The 16,899-nt window shown below is 61.3% G+C and carries 12 protein-coding genes; 3 read left to right on the forward strand and 9 right to left on the reverse strand.

The window, feature by feature from the left end; all coding sequences use genetic code 11:
• Positions 1 to 38: 38 nt before the first annotated feature.
• From pyk to hexR, 3 genes are all read right to left on the reverse strand, one after another.
• Positions 39 to 1,487 carry a pyruvate kinase gene (gene pyk / locus E4656_RS02675; protein WP_135480937.1) on the reverse strand — a complete coding sequence of 483 codons (1,449 nt, stop codon included), beginning with the start codon at positions 1,485 to 1,487 and terminating at the stop codon, positions 39 to 41.
• Positions 1,488 to 1,579: 92 nt separating this feature from the next.
• Positions 1,580 to 2,605 (reverse strand): type I glyceraldehyde-3-phosphate dehydrogenase, encoded by a 1,026-nt coding sequence (gene gap, locus E4656_RS02680; protein ID WP_135480939.1) that lies wholly within the window; start codon positions 2,603 to 2,605, stop codon positions 1,580 to 1,582.
• Positions 2,606 to 2,844: 239 nt separating this feature from the next.
• Complete coding sequence (gene hexR / locus E4656_RS02685) at positions 2,845 to 3,690, reverse strand: transcriptional regulator HexR (RefSeq protein ID WP_135480941.1); 846 nt, start codon at positions 3,688 to 3,690, stop codon at positions 2,845 to 2,847.
• Positions 3,691 to 3,905: 215 nt separating this feature from the next.
• Here hexR and glk point away from each other — a divergent pair, with 215 nt between their 5' ends.
• From glk to E4656_RS02700, 3 genes are all read left to right on the forward strand, one after another.
• Positions 3,906 to 4,910 carry a glucokinase gene (glk, locus tag E4656_RS02690; protein WP_135480943.1) on the forward strand — a complete coding sequence of 335 codons (1,005 nt, stop codon included), beginning with the start codon at positions 3,906 to 3,908 and terminating at the stop codon, positions 4,908 to 4,910.
• A 174-nt stretch (positions 4,911 to 5,084) separates the two neighbouring features.
• Positions 5,085 to 7,286: a 4-alpha-glucanotransferase gene (malQ, locus tag E4656_RS02695; RefSeq protein ID WP_135480945.1), complete on the forward strand. Its 2,202-nt coding sequence runs from the start codon at positions 5,085 to 5,087 to the stop codon at positions 7,284 to 7,286.
• A 194-nt stretch (positions 7,287 to 7,480) separates the two neighbouring features.
• Complete coding sequence (locus tag E4656_RS02700) at positions 7,481 to 8,581, forward strand: ABC transporter ATP-binding protein (RefSeq protein WP_135480946.1); 1,101 nt, start codon at positions 7,481 to 7,483, stop codon at positions 8,579 to 8,581.
• A gap of 758 nt (positions 8,582 to 9,339) precedes the next feature.
• On the opposite strand, the gene E4656_RS02705 is transcribed toward E4656_RS02700, so the two are convergent.
• The 6 genes from E4656_RS02705 to E4656_RS02730 form a co-directional block, all read right to left on the reverse strand.
• Complete coding sequence (locus E4656_RS02705; RefSeq protein WP_135480948.1) at positions 9,340 to 10,629, reverse strand: branched-chain amino acid ABC transporter permease; 1,290 nt, start codon at positions 10,627 to 10,629, stop codon at positions 9,340 to 9,342.
• On the reverse strand, positions 10,629 to 11,633 hold the full coding sequence (locus E4656_RS02710) for a branched-chain amino acid ABC transporter permease (RefSeq protein WP_135480950.1): 1,005 nt from the start codon (positions 11,631 to 11,633) through the stop codon (positions 10,629 to 10,631). Before E4656_RS02710 ends, E4656_RS02705 begins: the two co-directional genes overlap by 1 nt.
• A gap of 19 nt (positions 11,634 to 11,652) precedes the next feature.
• The gene (locus tag E4656_RS02715; protein ID WP_135480952.1) at positions 11,653 to 12,357 is read right to left on the reverse strand and encodes an ABC transporter ATP-binding protein; all 705 of its coding nucleotides are present in this window, start codon (positions 12,355 to 12,357) and stop codon (positions 11,653 to 11,655) included.
• Positions 12,358 to 12,381: 24 nt separating this feature from the next.
• Complete coding sequence (locus tag E4656_RS02720) at positions 12,382 to 13,158, reverse strand: ABC transporter ATP-binding protein (protein WP_135480954.1); 777 nt, start codon at positions 13,156 to 13,158, stop codon at positions 12,382 to 12,384.
• A gap of 185 nt (positions 13,159 to 13,343) precedes the next feature.
• Positions 13,344 to 15,947 (reverse strand): mechanosensitive ion channel domain-containing protein, encoded by a 2,604-nt coding sequence (locus E4656_RS02725; RefSeq protein WP_167855901.1) that lies wholly within the window; start codon positions 15,945 to 15,947, stop codon positions 13,344 to 13,346.
• Positions 15,944 to 16,852: a hydrogen peroxide-inducible genes activator gene (locus tag E4656_RS02730; protein WP_135480957.1), complete on the reverse strand. Its 909-nt coding sequence runs from the start codon at positions 16,850 to 16,852 to the stop codon at positions 15,944 to 15,946. The genes E4656_RS02725 and E4656_RS02730 overlap by 4 nt, the downstream gene beginning before the upstream one ends.
• Positions 16,853 to 16,899 lie beyond the last annotated feature (47 nt).

Genomic DNA, 16,899 nt, shown 5'->3' on the forward strand with positions numbered 1-16,899 from the left:
ATCTGGTTCTTCAGTCGGGGGCGAAATGATGGCAGAGTTTACAAAATATTACCAACGCTGACGATCTTCAGACTGTTGGTGCCACCAAGAATGCCCATGTGATCTCCCTTCGAAATAATGACCAGGTCGCCGTCCCTGACCAGGTCTGCTTTTTTCAGTTCATCTACCGCTGCCTGGTTGATCTGGTTCGGTGCCAGTTGGGTGACGTCGAAGTGCAGCGCCTCGACTCCCCGGAACAGGCAGACCCGGCGTGCCGTTTTCTGGTGCCGGGTCATGGCAAAGATAGGCAACCCCGAGCTGATGCGCGACATCCAGAGCGGTGTGGCACCGGATTCGCTGACGCAGACAATCGCCTTGACCCCGCGCAGATGATTGGCGGCATACATCACCGACATGGCAATGGCCTCATCGGTGCGCCGGAATTCCTGATCGATGCGGTGTGTCGAGTGCATGGCCTGACGCTGTTTCTCCGCCCCGATACAGACTTCGGCCATGGTTCTGACCGTCTCTACAGGATAGGCACCAACCGCCGTCTCTGCCGAACACATGACCGCATCGGTGCCATCCAGTACCGCGTTGGCCACGTCAAATACCTCGGCCCGAGTCGGGTAGGGGTTGCTGATCATGGTTTCCATCATCTGCGTAGCCGTGATCACGACCCGGTCCAGATCACGGGCGCGCTGAATGACCTTCTTCTGCACGCCAATCAGTTCCGCGTCGCCGATTTCGACCCCCAGATCCCCGCGGGCCACCATGACCACATCGGAGGCCAGTACAATGGCATCCAGGGTCGCGGCGTCCTGTACGGCTTCGGCGCGTTCGATCTTGGCGACGATCCAGGCATCACCGCCGGCAGCCCGCACCAGCGCTCTGGCCTCTTCTATGTCCTCGGCACTGCGCGGAAAGGACACGGCGACAAAATCGACCTCGAGCTCGCAGGCCAGTCGAATGTCCTCGCGGTCACGATCGGTCAGGGCGTGGGCGCTCAGGCCACCACCCTTCTTGTTGATGCCCTTGTGGCTGGACAGGGTGCCGCCGCTCACGACCCGGGTCTGCACCTTGTTGCCGTCCACCCGGGTGACTTCGACCCGAATACGGCCATCGTCCAGCAGATAGAAGTCGCCCGGTCTGGAGTCCTGCGCCAGGGCCGGGTAGTCGACACCAACGGCCTCGGCGGTACCCGCCGTGCGGTCCAGGTCGAGATCCAGCGTGAAGGTCTGTCCGTTGCTCAGCATCACACTGCCATCGGCAAAACCGGCAATGCGTATCTTGGGTCCCTGCAGATCGGCCATGATGCCCACAAAGCGCCCGTGGCGGGCACTGAGTTCCCGCACCTGTGCCACGCGTTGCCGGTGGTCGTCAGGGCTGCCGTGCGAGAAGTTGAGTCGTACCACATTGGCCCCGGCCAGTATCAACTGTTCGAGGACACCGGGCGCATCGGTAGCGGGCCCGAGGGTGGTGACGATCTTGGTGCGACGGATGGGCATGAGGCTGTGCAGTGACTACTCCTGTTGCGGCTGGGCAAAGGGGGCGTGCCAGCCCCGCAAGACTGGCACGACCGGACTGACAGACCGCCGTGTTACTTGGCGTTCATCAGTGCAATGGTGGTATCGAGCATACGGTTGGAGAAGCCCCACTCGTTGTCGTACCAGGACATCACCTTGACCAGACGGCCCTGAACACGGGTCTGGGTCGCGTCAAAGGTGGAAGAGTAGGCACTGTGGTTGAAGTCGGAAGAGACCAGCGGTTCATGGTTGATGGCCAGTACTTCCGCCAGCGCCGGGTCAGCCTTGATGGCGTCTTCGATGATGCCGTTGACTTCTTCCGCAGTGGTGTCCTTGCCGGCGGTGAAGGTCAGGTCAACCAGCGACACGTTGATGGTCGGTACCCGGATGGCCATGCCGTCCACCTTGCCGTTCAGCTCGGGAATGATCTTGCCAACCATGGCGGCAGCGCCGGTCTTGGTGGGGATCATGTTCTGCGCCGCAGCACGGGCGCGGTACAGATCACTGTGGTACACATCGGACAGACGCTGGTCATTGGTGTAGGCATGAATGGTGGTCATCAGGCCTTCCTTGATGCCCAGCTTGTCATTCAGCGGCTTGGCGATGGGCGCCAGGCAGTTGGTGGTGCAGGATGCGTTGGAGATGATCTTCATGTCCGACGTCAGGATGTCGTGGTTGACGCCATAAACAACAGCCGCATCCACGTCCTTGCCGGGAGCAGAGATGATCACCTTCTTGGCGCCGGCTTCGATGTGCGCGCTGGCAGACGGGCCGGTGACGAAGAGGCCGGTGCATTCGTAAACCACGTCTACGTTCAGCTCGCCCCAGGGCAGGTCGGCCGGGTTGCGCTCGGAGAAGGTTCTGATGGTGTCGCCGTTGACATACAGCGCCTTGTCATCAAAGTCGACTTCGGCATTGAAACGACCATGTGCGGTGTCGTACTTGGTCAGGTGTGCATTGGTCTTGGAGTCACCCAGGTCGTTGATGGCAACGATCTCGATGGGATAATTCTTCCCGGCTGCCTTGGCTTCGTACAGTGCTTTCAGAACATTGCGGCCGATACGGCCATAGCCATTGATTGCAACACGAATGGTGGACATTGGATGGAGCTCCCTTGTATTGGTGTTTAGAGGCATCAGATTGCCTGTACATGGTATCCGGCTGCCCCAACCGGGGGCACCCTTTGCAAGCAGCCGACCCGGTCACATCAGGGGCCAGCCGTTCGATAGAACCTGTAAATTTGCTACGCAGTTATACACCTTTATGCGCTTTTCATCCAGTGCCGGCGGAAAAAAACGTCCACAAATGTAGTTTTATTACAGCTTCTGGCGGGCTGGAATCAGGTCAGCCGGCGGGTCGAGGCCAGGGCGCCCTTCACTTTCTTGAAATTTTCTTCCACTTCCGACCCCTTGGCCAGCGTCACACCGCTGAGCAGGATGTCGATCAGCGTCAGATGCAGCAGACGGCTCACCATGGGCGTGTACAGGTCGGTGTTCTCCCGCGCCGGAATGCCCACGGTGACGGTGGCCACATCGGACAGCGGCGAGCCGGGCGTGGTCAGGGCGATCACCCGGCCACCGTTGGCGGCGGCTTCGCCGGCCACTTCGATCAGGGGCTGGGTACGACCGGTATAGGAGATCACCACAAAGGCGCTTTCCGGGCGCGCCATGGCCGCCGTCATCTTCTGCATCAGGTAATCGGTAGTGGCTTCCACCGGAATGCCGAGGCGAAAAAACTTGTTCAGCGCATCCAGGGCCACCGGACCGGAAGCACCCAGGCCATAGAAGTGTATGCGCTCGGCGTCACACAGGATGTTGGTGGCCAGCTTGAGGGCGTGCAGGTCGATCTGGCGCTCCAGGTCCTGCAGGGAGGAGATGGTGGAATGGACCACTTTCTCGACCACTGTGCCCATGTCGTCACTGGGGGCGATCTCGCGGCGCACGAAGGAGCCGTTGGTGGCCAGACTCTGTGCCAGTTTCAGCTTGAAGTCGGGGAACCCCTTGCATTGAATGCTGCGGCAGAAGCGGTTGACCGTGGGTTCGCTCACATCGGCCAGATTGGCCATGCTGGCAATGCTGGTGTGGATGGCGGTTTCGGGCGAGGCCAGAATGGCGGCTGCCACCTTGCGTTCCGACTTGGAAAGCTGGTCCAGATGCTGTTGAATCATTTCTAGCACGTCTGTCATGGGTATTCCGTCGCCATCGCTCAATGCTATATTGTAATTTAATTTCAGGTGTCGGCATAGGCTGACCGCAGTTGTCGTTGGTGCTGATCGATCAGGGTGCACAGGGATGGTGCGTTCATCCGGGTTGCCTGTTGCTAAATTACCATTGAGCCTGTATTTATCGACCCCGGAAAACGGGTGATCAGGCCCCAGAACGAAGTGCTTTGAGGAACATAATGACCACTGAATACGGATTGATTGCGGACATCGGCGGCACCAATGCGCGCTTTGCGCTGGCGCCACGGGTAACCATGAATGGGCGGGTGCTGGCGTTGTCCGAGCAGGACCTGGTCGCCCAGCGGACTCTGAACGGACGCGACCACGAGACCATTGGTGCTGCCATCGAGGCCTACCTGGACGAAGTGAGTGGCGAGTGGGGCCGGCCGGATCAGGGTTGTCTGGCCATTGCCTGCCCGACCGATCAGGACCTGATCCGCATGACCAACCATACCTGGGCCTTCTCGGTCAGCGAATTGCAGGCGGCACTGGGTTTTCGCCAGCTGCGCTTTATCAACGACTATCATGCCCTGGCCAACAGCATCCCCTATCTGGGTGCTGCCGGCGCCGTGCAGGTGGGTGGCGGAGAGCCCGCCGTCGGGGCGCCGATGGCGGTGACCGGGCCCGGCACCGGTCTGGGCCTGGCCTGCCTGGCCTTCAGTGACATCGGGCCGGTCACGGTGCAGACCGAGGGCGGGCATGCGCATTTTGCGCCGACGGACGACATCGAGATCCAGGTCCTGAGTTATCTGCTGCAATCGCATGAGCGCGTGTCCTGGGAACGGCTGCTGTCCGGCATGGGTCTGGAGAACCTGTACCGGGCCCTGTGCCATGTTCACGGTGAGACCGCGCAGGACCTGAAAGCGCCGGATATCAGCCAGGCTGGCCTGAGCGGGCAGGACCCGCGCTGCGAGGAAACCCTGCAGCGCTTCTGCGCCCTGCTGGGCAGCTATGCCGGGGATGTCGCGCTGTCTCTGGGTGCCCGGGGCGGGGTCTTTATTGCCGGCGGCATTATTCCGCGCTTCATGGATTTCTTCCAGGCCAGCCAGTTCCGCCAGCGCTTCGAGGCCAAGGGGCGCATGAGTGGTTTCAATCAGCCCATACCGACTGCGGTCATAGTGTCGCAGCAGCCGGGCCTGCTCGGTTCGGCGGCCGTGCTCAATTACGACTGGGCCCGGGGTTGAGACAGGGCGGAGTCGGTGCGGGCCATGATTCCATCCTGAAGAGCGCCGATTCCGCCTTGTGACAGATCCGCCGTTCACGGTATACAGTCCTGCCAAGTGCTATTGTTCCAGAGTGAAGCCGGGCACGACCCTGATCTGATCGTGCCTGCACACTCGGCTAAACAGAGGTATAGGATGGCAAACCCCGACCTGATATCACGCCTGGCCTGGCAGCGTTGTATTGGCGACCGTTTCATCAATTATCTGGGTGAAGAAGAAATTATCCCCGTGGCGCGCAAGGAGCGCATGCTGCGCACCATGGGTTATGACCTGGACGATGATGCCGCCATTGAAGAGGCCATTTTCCAACTGGATGGAGCCCCCTGGACACGGTTGCTGCGGCCGGTTTACGTGCTGACGGCAGACACCAGCGGCAGCGTCGGGCCCGGCGTGGAGTGCCATGTGCCGGATGCGCTGCTGGATACCACCGGCGAGTGGCGGCTGGCGCTGGAAGAGGGGCTCTCCGAACTGGAAGGCGACTGGCTGCCGGCAGAATTGGAGGAAACCGGCGAATACTGGATCGGGGATCAGCGCTATTCCCGTCGCCTGTTACCGGTGCCGGCGGCGCTGCCGCTGGGTTATCACCAACTGACCCTGGCGCTGGGCGCCAAGAGTGCCACCGCCAGCCTGATACTGGCGCCGGCCCAGGCCTACCAGAGCAAGACCATGGCGGCCGGTGAACGCATCTGGGGTACGGCCATCCAGCTCTATACCCTGCGTTCGGAGACCAACTGGGGCCTGGGGGACTTCTCCGATCTGAATACCCTGATTCAGGAAATGAGCGCGCGCGGCGCCGGTTTTATCGGCCTGAATCCCATCCATGCGCTGTATCCGATCAATCCCGAGCATGCCAGCCCCTACAGCCCGTCCAACCGCAGTTTCATCAATCCGCTGTATGTGGACGTGACCCGGGTGCCGGAATTCGAGTTCGCCAAAGCGCTGCAGAAACGCTATCGGTCACCCGAGTTTCAGGCTGAACTGGAAAGCCTGCGCGCAGATACCCATGTCGACTATGCCCGTGTCGGGCCGCTGAAATACGAGTTTTTCGAAGGTCTGTACACCGTGTTCCGCGCACGCCATCTGGAGCGGGATACAGACCGGGGACGTCAGTTCAGGGCTTTTGTGGAGCAGGGCGGTGAAGCCCTGTTCGAACATGCGACGTTCGAAGCACTGCTGGCGCACTTCAAGGCGCAGGACATCAATGCCTGGGGCTGGCCGGCCTGGCCCGAGTCCTATCAGGACCACCATTCGCCTGCGGTGCAGCAGTTTGTCGACACGCACCAGGATGCCATCCAGTATCGGCTCTATCTGCAGTTTATCGCCGATGAGCAGTTGCGCGCGGTCAATGCAGCCGCGGAACGCTCCGGCATGGCCCTGGGCCTGTATCGCGATCTGGCGGTGGGCGCCGATCGGGGCGGGGCTGAAGTCTGGTCCAACCGGGAGATTTTCTGTGGTGAGGCCAGTGTGGGCGCACCGCCGGACGCGCTGGGCCCGACCGGGCAGAACTGGGGCCTGCCGCCGCTGGACCCGATTCGGCTGGAGGCGGAAGCCTACGCCACCTTCATTACCCTGGTGCGCAACAATATGCGCGGCTGTGGCGCCCTGCGCATCGACCATGCGATGGCGCTGTTCCGGCTCTGGTGGTGCCCGCCCGGGGCCGATGCCGCGCAGGGTGTGTATGTACACTACAATCTGGACCACCTGCTGGGCATTCTGAACCTGGAGAGTCAGCGCAACCAGTGCATGGTGATTGCCGAGGATCTGGGTACAGTGCCGGAGGAGGTCATGCACCGCTTCCCGGCGGCGCAGCTCTATTCCAACAAGGTGTTCTATTTCGAAACCTCGCCTGCGGGCACCACCCCGCCCGAACAGTATCCGGCGCGGTCGCTGGCCATTGTGGCCAACCATGACATGCCGACGCTCAGCGCCTACTGGAACCGCTCGGATCTGGAGCTGCGGCGGACCCTGAACATGTTCCCCACGCCCGACAGCTACCATGAAGAGCGCGCGCGCCGCGAAGGCTGCAAGCAGTCCATTCTGGATGCCCTGCAGGCGACCGGACGCTTGCCGGCCGGGGTACCGGAACGGGCAGAGGAGCTGCCGGAAATGACGCCGGAGCTCAGCTTTGCGATCCACTGTTTCCTGGCCTCGGGCAGTGCCCAGTTGGTCGCCGTGCAACTGGAGGATCTGTTGCTGATCAATGATCCGGTCAATGTGCCCGGCACCAGTGACGAGTACCGCAACTGGCGCCGCAAGCTGACGCAGGACACGCGGGGCCTGTTTCGGGCCGAGGGTACCGATGGCTTTGCGCATCAGATGACGCGGGAGCGGAGCTGAGTTGGGTGTTGTTCGCGTGCCTTGGGGTGGAGACGGGTCGTCAAAAGGGTGGAATTAGGCTGGGGGTGGAAGTGTTTTGAGGGCATTTTGCTTGAATCGCTGTGGTCGATTCCGCATAGTCTGATGCGCAAGGCCGGAGGCAGCATTTCCCGGCCCGACTGAATACCGACAACAAGCAACGAGTGGATAGTCCAATGGCTGATATCGAATTCAAGAAAGTCGTCAAGAGCTATGGTGACGTCAAAGTCATCAAGTCGCTCGACCTGAGCATCAAGGACAAGGAGTTCATGGTACTGGTGGGGCCTTCCGGCTGTGGCAAGTCGACCACGCTGCGCATGATCGCCGGTCTGGAAGAAATCACCGAAGGTGATCTCTTTATCGGTGAGCGCCGGGTCAACAATGTACACCCGAAAGATCGGGATGTGGCCATGGTATTCCAGAGCTACGCTCTGTACCCGCATATGTCGGTGCGGGAAAATATCGCCTTTGGTCTGCGTTTGCGCAAGATGCCGAAAGACGAAATCGATACGCTGGTGGACGAAGCGGCCAAGACTCTGGGTCTGACGCCGCTGCTGGATCGCAAGCCCAAGGCGCTGTCCGGTGGTCAGCGTCAACGGGTGGCGCTGGGTCGTGCCATCGTGCGCAAGCCTTCCGTGTTCCTGTTCGATGAGCCGCTGTCCAACCTGGATGCGGAACTGCGGGTACAGATGCGGGCCGAGATCGCCAAGCTGCAGAAGCGTCTCGCCATTACCTCTGTCTACGTGACGCACGACCAGGTTGAAGCCATGACCATGGGTGACCGCATCGCGGTACTGCATGACGGCGACCTGCGTCAGGTCGGCACGCCGCTGGAGCTGTACGATACACCGGCCAACCTGTTTGTGGCCCAGTTTATCGGTACGCCGAACATGAACGTGGCCAAGGGCAATATCAGCGAAGATGGCAGCAAGATCAGCATCGGTTCGATCGAGTTCGCTGTGCCGGCCAAGTGGAAGGATGCCTGCAAGGCCAATGCCGGCAAGCCGATTCACGTCGGTTTCCGCCCCGAACACACGCTGCCCGATGACGAGCATGACTGGAAAAACACTGCCCGCCTGTCCGGCCATGTCGACATCGTCGAAACTCTGGGGCACGAGGTGGTGGTCTATGTCACCATCGAGGGTCTGGACAAGCGCGTGATTGCCAAGGCTGACGTGCACAAGACACCGACTCCGGGCGATGCGATGTCGGTAGACGTCAATCTGGATGAACTGCATCTGTTTGACGGCGAGACCGACGAGCGTCTGAGCAGCTGATTCGACAGCCCTCCCGCAACTGAAAAGCCGGCTTCGAGCCGGCTTTTTTGTTGGGGGCCGCACCAATCCTGCCTCCCAACTCCAGCGAGGCACGCAAGTGCCGATATGGACCGCCGGGCCCTGCCAGCCCCCGACAGACCGCCACCACGTTAAGAGTGAGTGCCAATGCCGCCTGATGGCGGGGTGTGCTGACCGCAGACACGCAAAAAACATCATCCCTGACAGCTCGAGCACGGCCGTCCCTGGCCGTGCACGGTCTGCGGCTCAGCACACCACCGCTCGGCGGCCGCGCCATTGCAGGCTACTTTCAATGGGCGGCTGACGCCGCCATCGGCCAGGGGGCTGGCCTCCTACGGAACATAACCACCATAGGAGCGCCCCCCGGGAACATAACCAACGTAGGAGCGCACCCCGTGCGCGATAGGGCCGCAGGCCCCCGAGTTGGGGAAGGCACTACTGGAGTCGCCTGCCGGGTGCATGCCCTGTGAGACCGTTTGCGGCCAGGGATGGCCGCAACCGAGCTGTCAGGGACGACGTTTTTTGCGTGTCTCACAGGGCATGAGCCCGAGCGTGGCGACGGGACCGGAGGCACCAAGCCATCAGGCGGCCTTGGCAACCAGCTCGGACTCACAGGGCCTGTACCCGAGCGTGGCGACGGGACCGGAGGCACCAAGCCATCAGGCGGCACTGGCACTCACTCTGAGCGTGGCGACGGTACCGGAGGCACCCCGCCATCAGCCGGCATGGACTCGTGCCGCTCAGGTGTCGTGCTTGACCTTCTCCGGCATCAGCCCCTGCGGCGCAAAGCGCAGAATCAGAGTGATCAGCAGCCCGATGATGAACACGCGGGACTGCAGCGCCCGGCTGGCAATATTGCCCGGCGGCTCCCAGGCGAACCACATGTCACCCAGATAGATGACCACCTGCATCACATAGAGCGCCACCGGTTCCGACATCACCCAGATCACATAGACCAGGAAGGCCCCCAGAATGGTACCCAGATTGTTGCCGGGCCCGCCCAGTATGGCCATGACCAGAATCAGGAAGGTATGGTTCAGCGGCAGGTAGCCCTGAGCGTTGAAGATACTGGTGAAGTTGGTCAGGGCAGCACCGCCGATACCCATCAGGATACAGCCGAACACGAATATCTCGAGGCGCCGCTTGTTGATGTCCTTGCCCATGGCCGCAGCCGAGATCTCGTTGTCGCGGATGGACCGGATCATGCGACCCCAGGGCGCCTTGTAGGCCCGCTGCAGCAGCAGGAAGATGGCCAGCACCACCAGCGCCGTCAAGGTCAGATAGAGCGAACGGGCGGCCAGAAAACCGATATCACCCGGGCCGGGTACCGGCCAGGGAATGGGCGATACGGTCAGCGTACCCCGTGTCAGCCATTCCTCGTTGACCATGACGGCCTTGATGATTTCGGCAATACCCAGGGTTGCGATGACCAGATAGTCACTGCGCAGTCCCAGACAGATCCTGCCGATGAAGTAGCCGGCCACGCCCGCCAGCAGACCACCCACCAGCCAGCCGACCAGCGGATGCATGCCCAGACCGCCGATAAACTGCGCTTCGCGCTCGATGGCAGAGGCAATGGGCACAAAGTGGGACTTCATCATCATGTAGAGAATGAACGCCACAATGATGGTGGCCCAGGTGCGCACCTTCTTCGGTACGCCCAAACGATGGATTTGCGATACCCCGATAATGATCAGGATATAGAACACCGCCCTTACAATGGCCCAGCCCAGTTGTTGCGGCAGGTCGGTATTCCAGAAAGCCGCATTCATCGGTACGCTGAAGGCCATGGCGGCATAGCCACCCAGGGCCAGGAAGCCCAGTACGCCGGCATTGAGCTGGCCGGCATAACCCCACTGAATGGTGAAGCCCAGGGCCAGGATGGCGTAACAGGTGGCTTCCACCATCATGCGCACACCGAAGGTCATGCCCTGTGCCATGATGACGCCAATGATGGCGACGACGACAATGCCGGCAACAATGGTTTCGCGGACCGGCAATCGGTTGAGAATGGGTGCATTTGCCAACATCAGATCACCTTCCCTTTAAAGATACCGGTGGGGCGCCAGATCAGCACCACAACGAGAATGAAGAAGGGCACCACAATCTTGTATTCGGTACCCACCAGCGCCAGGTTGCGCGGCACTTCCAGAGCTTCCGGCAGCATGGGTTGCAGCGGGCGCAGCAGGATGGACCAGTTGAATACAGACAGGGTCTCCACAAACCCGACCAGATAACCGCCGGCAATGGCGCCATAGGGCTGGCCGACCCCGCCCACTATGGTGGCGGCAAATATGGGCAGCAGAATAAAGAAACTGAGCTGCGGTTGCAGCGCCACATCCATGGCCAGCATGGTACCGGCCACGGCCGCCAGGGCGCCGGCGATGACCCAGGTCACCATGACCACGGCTCGGGTGTTGATACCCGATACCTCGGCCAGATCCGGGTTGTCGGACATGGCGCGCATGGCCTTGCCGAGACGGCTTCGGGTCAGGAAGAAATGCAGCGCCACCACGGCGACAATGGCGAAGATGATCAGCCAGATCTGGGGGTCGGTGATCACGATGGGGCGGGTAATCCCCTCCATCGGCACCTCCAGACGATAGATTTCCTTGCGCTCGCCAATGTACAGGCTGCGGCTGCTGGTGCCGGCAAACATGCGGATGATGCCCTGCAGCATCAGCGTTACACCCAGCGAGGCGATAACCAGCACAATGGGCTTCACACCCTTGTCGCGCAGTGGCTTGTAGAAGGCATTGTCGAGACCGATGGCCAGCACGGCTGTAATCGCCATGGCAATGGGCAGCATCAGAATCGGCGTCGGAATACCCAGTGCCGCCCCGGAACCCGGGAACATGGCGGTGAATATGAACACCATGAAGGCGCCGAAGGTCATCATGTCCGCATGCGCGAAATGCGCAAACCGCATGATGCTGAAGATCAACGTAATGCCGATCGCGCCCAGAGCATAGATGGAACCGGCCACCGCCCCGGAGATCACGACATTGTTGATAAAGAAAATGAACTCGTTCACAACATCTCTCCTTAAACTGTTAGCCGCCGAGGAAGCTTTTGGCCACTTCCGGATCGTTCAGCAGCGCTTCACCGGTGTCGGTGTATCGGTTCTGGCCTGCGGCCAGTACAAAGCCCTTGTCGGCAATGGCCAGAGCCTGCTTTGCATTCTGCTCCACCATCAGCACGCCCACACCGGCCTTGTTGATTTCCTTCACGCGGTTGAATATCTCGTTCATGTAGAGCGGTGACAGGCCTGCCGTCGGCTCGTCCAGCAGCAACAGAGAGGGTTCCACCATCAGGGCGCGGCCCATGGCCACCATCTGGCGCTGGCCGCCGGACAGTTCGCCGGCCTGCTGGCGACGCTTTTCCTTCAGCGGCGGAAAGAACTCGTAGACCTGTTCCAGCATGGCTGGCACGCGCGCCGGGTGGATGTAGGCGCCCATTTCGAGGTTTTCCTGCACCGTCAGGCTGGGAAAGATGTTCTTCTCCTGCGGTACAAAGCCCATGCCCTGCTGAACCAGTTTGCTGGGCAGGGTGTTCTTGATCGATTGACCGCGCAGGACGATGTCACCCTGGGTGACGTTCAGCATGCCGAAAATGGCTTTCAGCATGGTCGATTTCCCGGCCCCGTTGGGCCCGATGATGACGCCAATCTCATCCTTTTCGATACTTATGTTGACGCCGTTCAGTATGTTCATGCCGCCGTAGCCGCCATGAACATCAGTCGCTTCCAGTAAAGGCATTGTGGTCTCCGGAATTGTTCAGGGTCAGTCGGCGGTTTCAGCGCTGCCGAAGTAGGCTTCAATGACTTGCTGGTTGTTGCGGATTTCGTCGATGTGACCTTCCACCATGACCTGCCCCTGGGCCAGAACGATGACGGGGTCGCACAGGCGGCCAATCATGTCCATGTCATGCTCGATAACGAGAAAGGTGTAGCCCATTTCCCGGTTCAGGCGCTCGATATTGCCCATCAGGTCACCCAGCAGGGTGCGGTTCACGCCGGCGGCGATCTCATCCAGCAGCACCACGCGGGCATCCGTCATCATGGTGCGGCCAAGTTCCAGCAGCTTCTTCTGGCCCCCGGAGAGGTTGCCGGCCAGTTCATTCTTGACGTGCGACAGGTTGATGAAAGCAAGTACTTCAAGGGCCCGCTGGCGCACTTCGGTTTCGCGGTCGCGCACCAGTGAAGGCTTGAGCCAGGCATTGAACAGTGACTCGCCCGGCTGATGCGGTGGTACCATCATCAGGTTTTCCATGGCCGTCATGTGCGAAAACTCATGCGCGATCTGGAAGGTTCGCAACAGACCCTTGTGGAACAGCTGATCCGGGGTGTCGTGGGTGATGTCTTCGCCATCCAGCAGCACCGTCCCTGAATCTTCCGGCAGGTTGCCGGCAATGATATTGAACAGCGTCGACTTGCCGGCGCCGTTGGGGCCGATCATGCCGGTGACGGAGCCTTCCTCAACCTTGATGGAGCAGTCGTTGATCACCTTGAGGCCACCGAAGGCCTTGTGGATGTTCCTGACTTCAATGATAGAACTCATTGGCCCTCCCGACGGATCGGAACATCTTACCCGATCCGCAGTTTTTATTATGGGCCGACCGCGGAGCCCAGAATGCAGGCGTTGTCCGTGGTCGGGGCGAAAAATGGGGTCAATTCTAACGACCCGTTAAGTAAAAGCAAAAGAATTGTGTGGGTGACAAGTCGGTTTTACGAGGCCCTGAAATGTCACGATTTATGTACAGGTCTCTGCTCCACCAGCCGCTCCAGACCTTCACTGTTGCGCAGCCGAATATCCACCTGCTGGAAGGAAATCTCGATGCCGGCCTCCTTGAAGGCCTGGTCGACATAGCGGTTGATTTCATCGATGGCCGGGTTGCGGTCACCCAGTTCCCGCACATGGATGCGCAGCTCGTGATCCAGTGCACTGTCGCCAAAGTTCAGGAACAGGACCTGAGGCTTGGGGTCCTTCAGCACCCGGTCGTTCTCGTCGGCGGCGGCCAGCAGGATATCCCGCGTGCGCTCCAGATCGGAACCATAGGCCACGCCCAGGCGTATGGTGACCCGGGTCACGGTGTCGGTCAGCGACCAGTTGATCAACTGACCGGTGACAAAGGTCTTGTTGGGTACAATGATGTCCTTGCGGTCGAAGTCGGTAATGGTAGTCGCGCGAATGCGGATCTGGCGCACGCGCCCGGACAGGTTGCCCAGGGTCACCACATCACCGATGCGAATCGGCCGTTCGAACAGGATGATCAGACCGGAGACAAAGTTGGCGAATATTTCCTGCAGGCCAAACCCCAGGCCCACACTGAGGGCTGCTACCAGCCATTGCAGGCGGTCCCAACTGACCCCCAGTGCGGACAGCGCCATGATCAGGCCAACGCCGAGAATCAGATAATTGAGCAGCGTGGTGGTGGCATAGGCACTGCCCTGACGCAGATGCAGCCGGGACAGGATCACCATTTCCAGCAAGCCCGGCAGGTTGGCGGCAAAGAACAGGGTCAGGGCCGCGATGGCCAGGGCGGTCAGCAGATCCAGCAGGTTGAACGGAATGCCGGCCGGCAGGTCGCCGGACACACTGACCACACCGAATTCCAGATTGCCCAGGGCCAGCAGCATGTCCTGCCAGATCCAGAACAGCAGGCCACCCAGGATCAGCAGGATCAGGAAGCGCGACAGGCGTCCTGATTGCTGGGTGACCTTGTCGATATCCAGCTGCGGCAAGGGCTTGACGCCCTCACCAGCCTTCTCGTCGGGGCCGACGGCGGCCATCTGGCGCGCATGCTCGGCTTCCTCGATGGCCCGATGCCGACGCAGGGTCTCGGTGGCCAGGGCCAGGCCCTGATGCGCGGCGACGCCGGCAATGGTCCACACGGTCAGAATATAGAAGGTGGCCAGCAACGCATTGGTCAGCTGCAGCACCGTATAGACATAACCCAGTGCGGTCAGGATGACCATGCCCAGTGGCAGCACCACCAGGGCCAGGTGCAGCGCCCAGTAGACAAAGGGGCGTGAATGCAGTGGGTCGGCCTGCCGCAGCAGGCGTCGGGACAGCCAGGCGATGGCGACGCCGGAGGCCATCAGTACCAGCGCACTGAGGCGATCCTGACTGAGGCCGACGGTCTGCTGCTGGGCCAGTGACACCACCACGGTGGTGGGCAACAGGACCCAGGCGAAACCGCTGACAAACTGGTGCACGCCCTGACGCAGGCTGGCCGACCAGCCGAAGTGAGTAAAGCTGATATCCGGGTGGCGCAGGGTTTCCAGCAGCAGCCTGACCACAAACAGGCTGAACCCGAAAGCGATCAGCACCGGGCCCAGGCTGAGGCTGTCGGTGGTGGTCTCGGTCGGCATCAGCAGGCCGGCGGCGATCAGCAGCAGGCTGATGGGTGACTGGCGCAGCGCCATCGAGATCAGCAGCAGTGGCGTCTGCCAGGGGCTGGGTACCGCAGCCGGGTCCGGCAGCGGGGTGTCCGGGGTGTTGTCGGCCGTCTGCGGGTCGGCGTCGGGTGCGATCCTGGTATCAGGCGGGGCGGTCCCGGTGTCGGTCGACTGATAGTAGTCGACCACCTGCTGGTTCAGCCGCTGCTCCTGGGCCAGCAGCCTGGGTCGCTGCCAGCGGGTGACCAGGGCCGCCAGAAACAGCAGGGCCGACAGGCTGAACAGACCCAGTTGTCCGGCGCCGCCGGTGGGCCAGAGCTGCACGTCGGGGCGGGCCGTGGTCAGGCGCTGCCACAGCATCTCGGGCAGCGTGCGCCACCATTGCAGATCAAGCGGCGGGTTGCTGGGCACCCAGAACAACTGCTCCTGCAGTGACTGCAGCAGGACCCGGGTGCGGGTCAGCAATTCGGCATGGGTGCTCTGCAGCGTGATCCCGGTTTCCAGGGTGGTCTGCAGCTGCTGCTGCAGGGCCGCGAAGCCAGCGGGCAGGGCGCTGGCATCTTCCTGATGCTGGCGCCGCTGCTGAATCAGTTCGAACTGACGCAGGCGCAGTTCGGCGATGGCCTCGGACAGGCCTGCCAGCGGTTCCACTCTGGGCAGGGCGGCCTTTTGCTCCTGCAGTACCCGATAGGTGCTGACACTGCCTGCGAGCGCCATGATATGGGCTTCGAGGTCCTCCATGCCCAGTTGCACCTGGGACAGATCGGCACGGCTGCGCTCCAGCTGGCTGCGCCACTGGGTTTCCACCTGCTGCCAGTGCAGGGCCTCGGCCTGCAGGGATGGGGTGTCGTCTTCGGGCTGCTGGGCAGACAGGGTGATCGACAGACACAGCAGCAGCGGGCCCAGAACTCTGGCCAGCAGCGCCGCAGTGGACCCTGAACGGTTCATATACGGCATGCCTTGATAGCCTTCTCCAGTGCATCGATGGCACGTGGGCGCGGAAAGCTGGCGCGCCAGGCAATGGCGACGGTACGCTCCGGCGCCGCGCGGGTAAACGGGCGGGTCACCAGCCAGTCGGCAGAATAGGGGGCGTGCAGATTGGCGCTGCGCGGCAGAATGGTGAGCCCCAGGCCGGACGCGACCATATGGCGAATGGTCTCCAGCGAGCTGCCGTCGGCCAGGGTCCTGACCCGTCCTTCCGGGTCTCGGCTGGAACGGGCGACCGAGGGGCAGGCATCCAGGATCTGATCGCGGAAGCAATGGCCTTCGCCCAGCAGCAGCAGGTCATTGTCTGCCAGTTCCTCGGCCGTGATCGACGCCTTGCGGGCCAGCGGGTGGTCGGTCGGCAACAGCACCTCGAACGGTTCCGAGAACAGGGGTTTGGTCAGCACGTCGGCTTCGGTAAATGGCAGCGCCACAATGGCGATATCGATCTGACCGTTGCGCAGACGCTCGCGCAGCACTGCGGTATAGTTTTCTTCGATATCCAGCGTCATGTCCGGTGCTATCTTGCGCAGTTGCGGAATCATGTGCGGGAACAGATAGGGCGCCACGGTGAATATGGCACCGATCTTCAGTGGTCCGGCCAGTTCGTCACCGGTATTGCGGGCCAGCATTTCCAGCCGGTCGGCCTGTTCGATCACGTTCTTGGCCTGCGCCACCAGCTTGTCGCCAATGGGGGTCACCATGACTCTATTCCGGCCCCGCTCGAAAATCTGCACCTTCAGGCGCTGTTCCAGTTTGCGGATGGCCACGCTCAGGGTGGGCTGGCTGACATGGCAGCGTTCGGCGGCGCGTCCGAAGTGTTTCTCTTCGGCCAGAGAGAGGAGATAACGCAGTTCGGTCAGGGTCATGATAGACTCGTTCTATGCCTTTGGTCATTATCATAGCTCAGAGTGGG

The organism is Natronospirillum operosum, from assembly GCF_004768465.1.
GTDB lineage: Bacteria > Pseudomonadota > Gammaproteobacteria > Pseudomonadales > Natronospirillaceae > Natronospirillum > Natronospirillum operosum.

Bases quoted from the DNA above. Each gene is read 5' to 3' on its own strand.
- E4656_RS02725 (WP_167855901.1), bottom strand. From the start codon at position 15,947: ATGAACCGTTCAGGGTCCACTGCGGCGCTGCTGGCCAGAGTTCTGGGC.
- E4656_RS02700 (WP_135480946.1), top strand. From the start codon at position 7,481: ATGGCTGATATCGAATTCAAGAAAGTCGTCAAGAGCTATGGTGACGTC.
- gap (WP_135480939.1), bottom strand. From the start codon at position 2,605: ATGTCCACCATTCGTGTTGCAATCAATGGCTATGGCCGTATCGGCCGC.
- E4656_RS02730 (WP_135480957.1), bottom strand. From the start codon at position 16,852: ATGACCCTGACCGAACTGCGTTATCTCCTCTCTCTGGCCGAAGAGAAA.
- E4656_RS02715 (WP_135480952.1), bottom strand. From the start codon at position 12,357: ATGCCTTTACTGGAAGCGACTGATGTTCATGGCGGCTACGGCGGCATG.
- pyk (WP_135480937.1), bottom strand. From the start codon at position 1,487: ATGCCCATCCGTCGCACCAAGATCGTCACCACCCTCGGGCCCGCTACC.
- E4656_RS02705 (WP_135480948.1), bottom strand. From the start codon at position 10,629: ATGTTGGCAAATGCACCCATTCTCAACCGATTGCCGGTCCGCGAAACC.
- malQ (WP_135480945.1), top strand. From the start codon at position 5,085: ATGGCAAACCCCGACCTGATATCACGCCTGGCCTGGCAGCGTTGTATT.
- E4656_RS02720 (WP_135480954.1), bottom strand. From the start codon at position 13,158: ATGAGTTCTATCATTGAAGTCAGGAACATCCACAAGGCCTTCGGTGGC.
- glk (WP_135480943.1), top strand. From the start codon at position 3,906: ATGACCACTGAATACGGATTGATTGCGGACATCGGCGGCACCAATGCG.
- hexR (WP_135480941.1), bottom strand. From the start codon at position 3,690: ATGACAGACGTGCTAGAAATGATTCAACAGCATCTGGACCAGCTTTCC.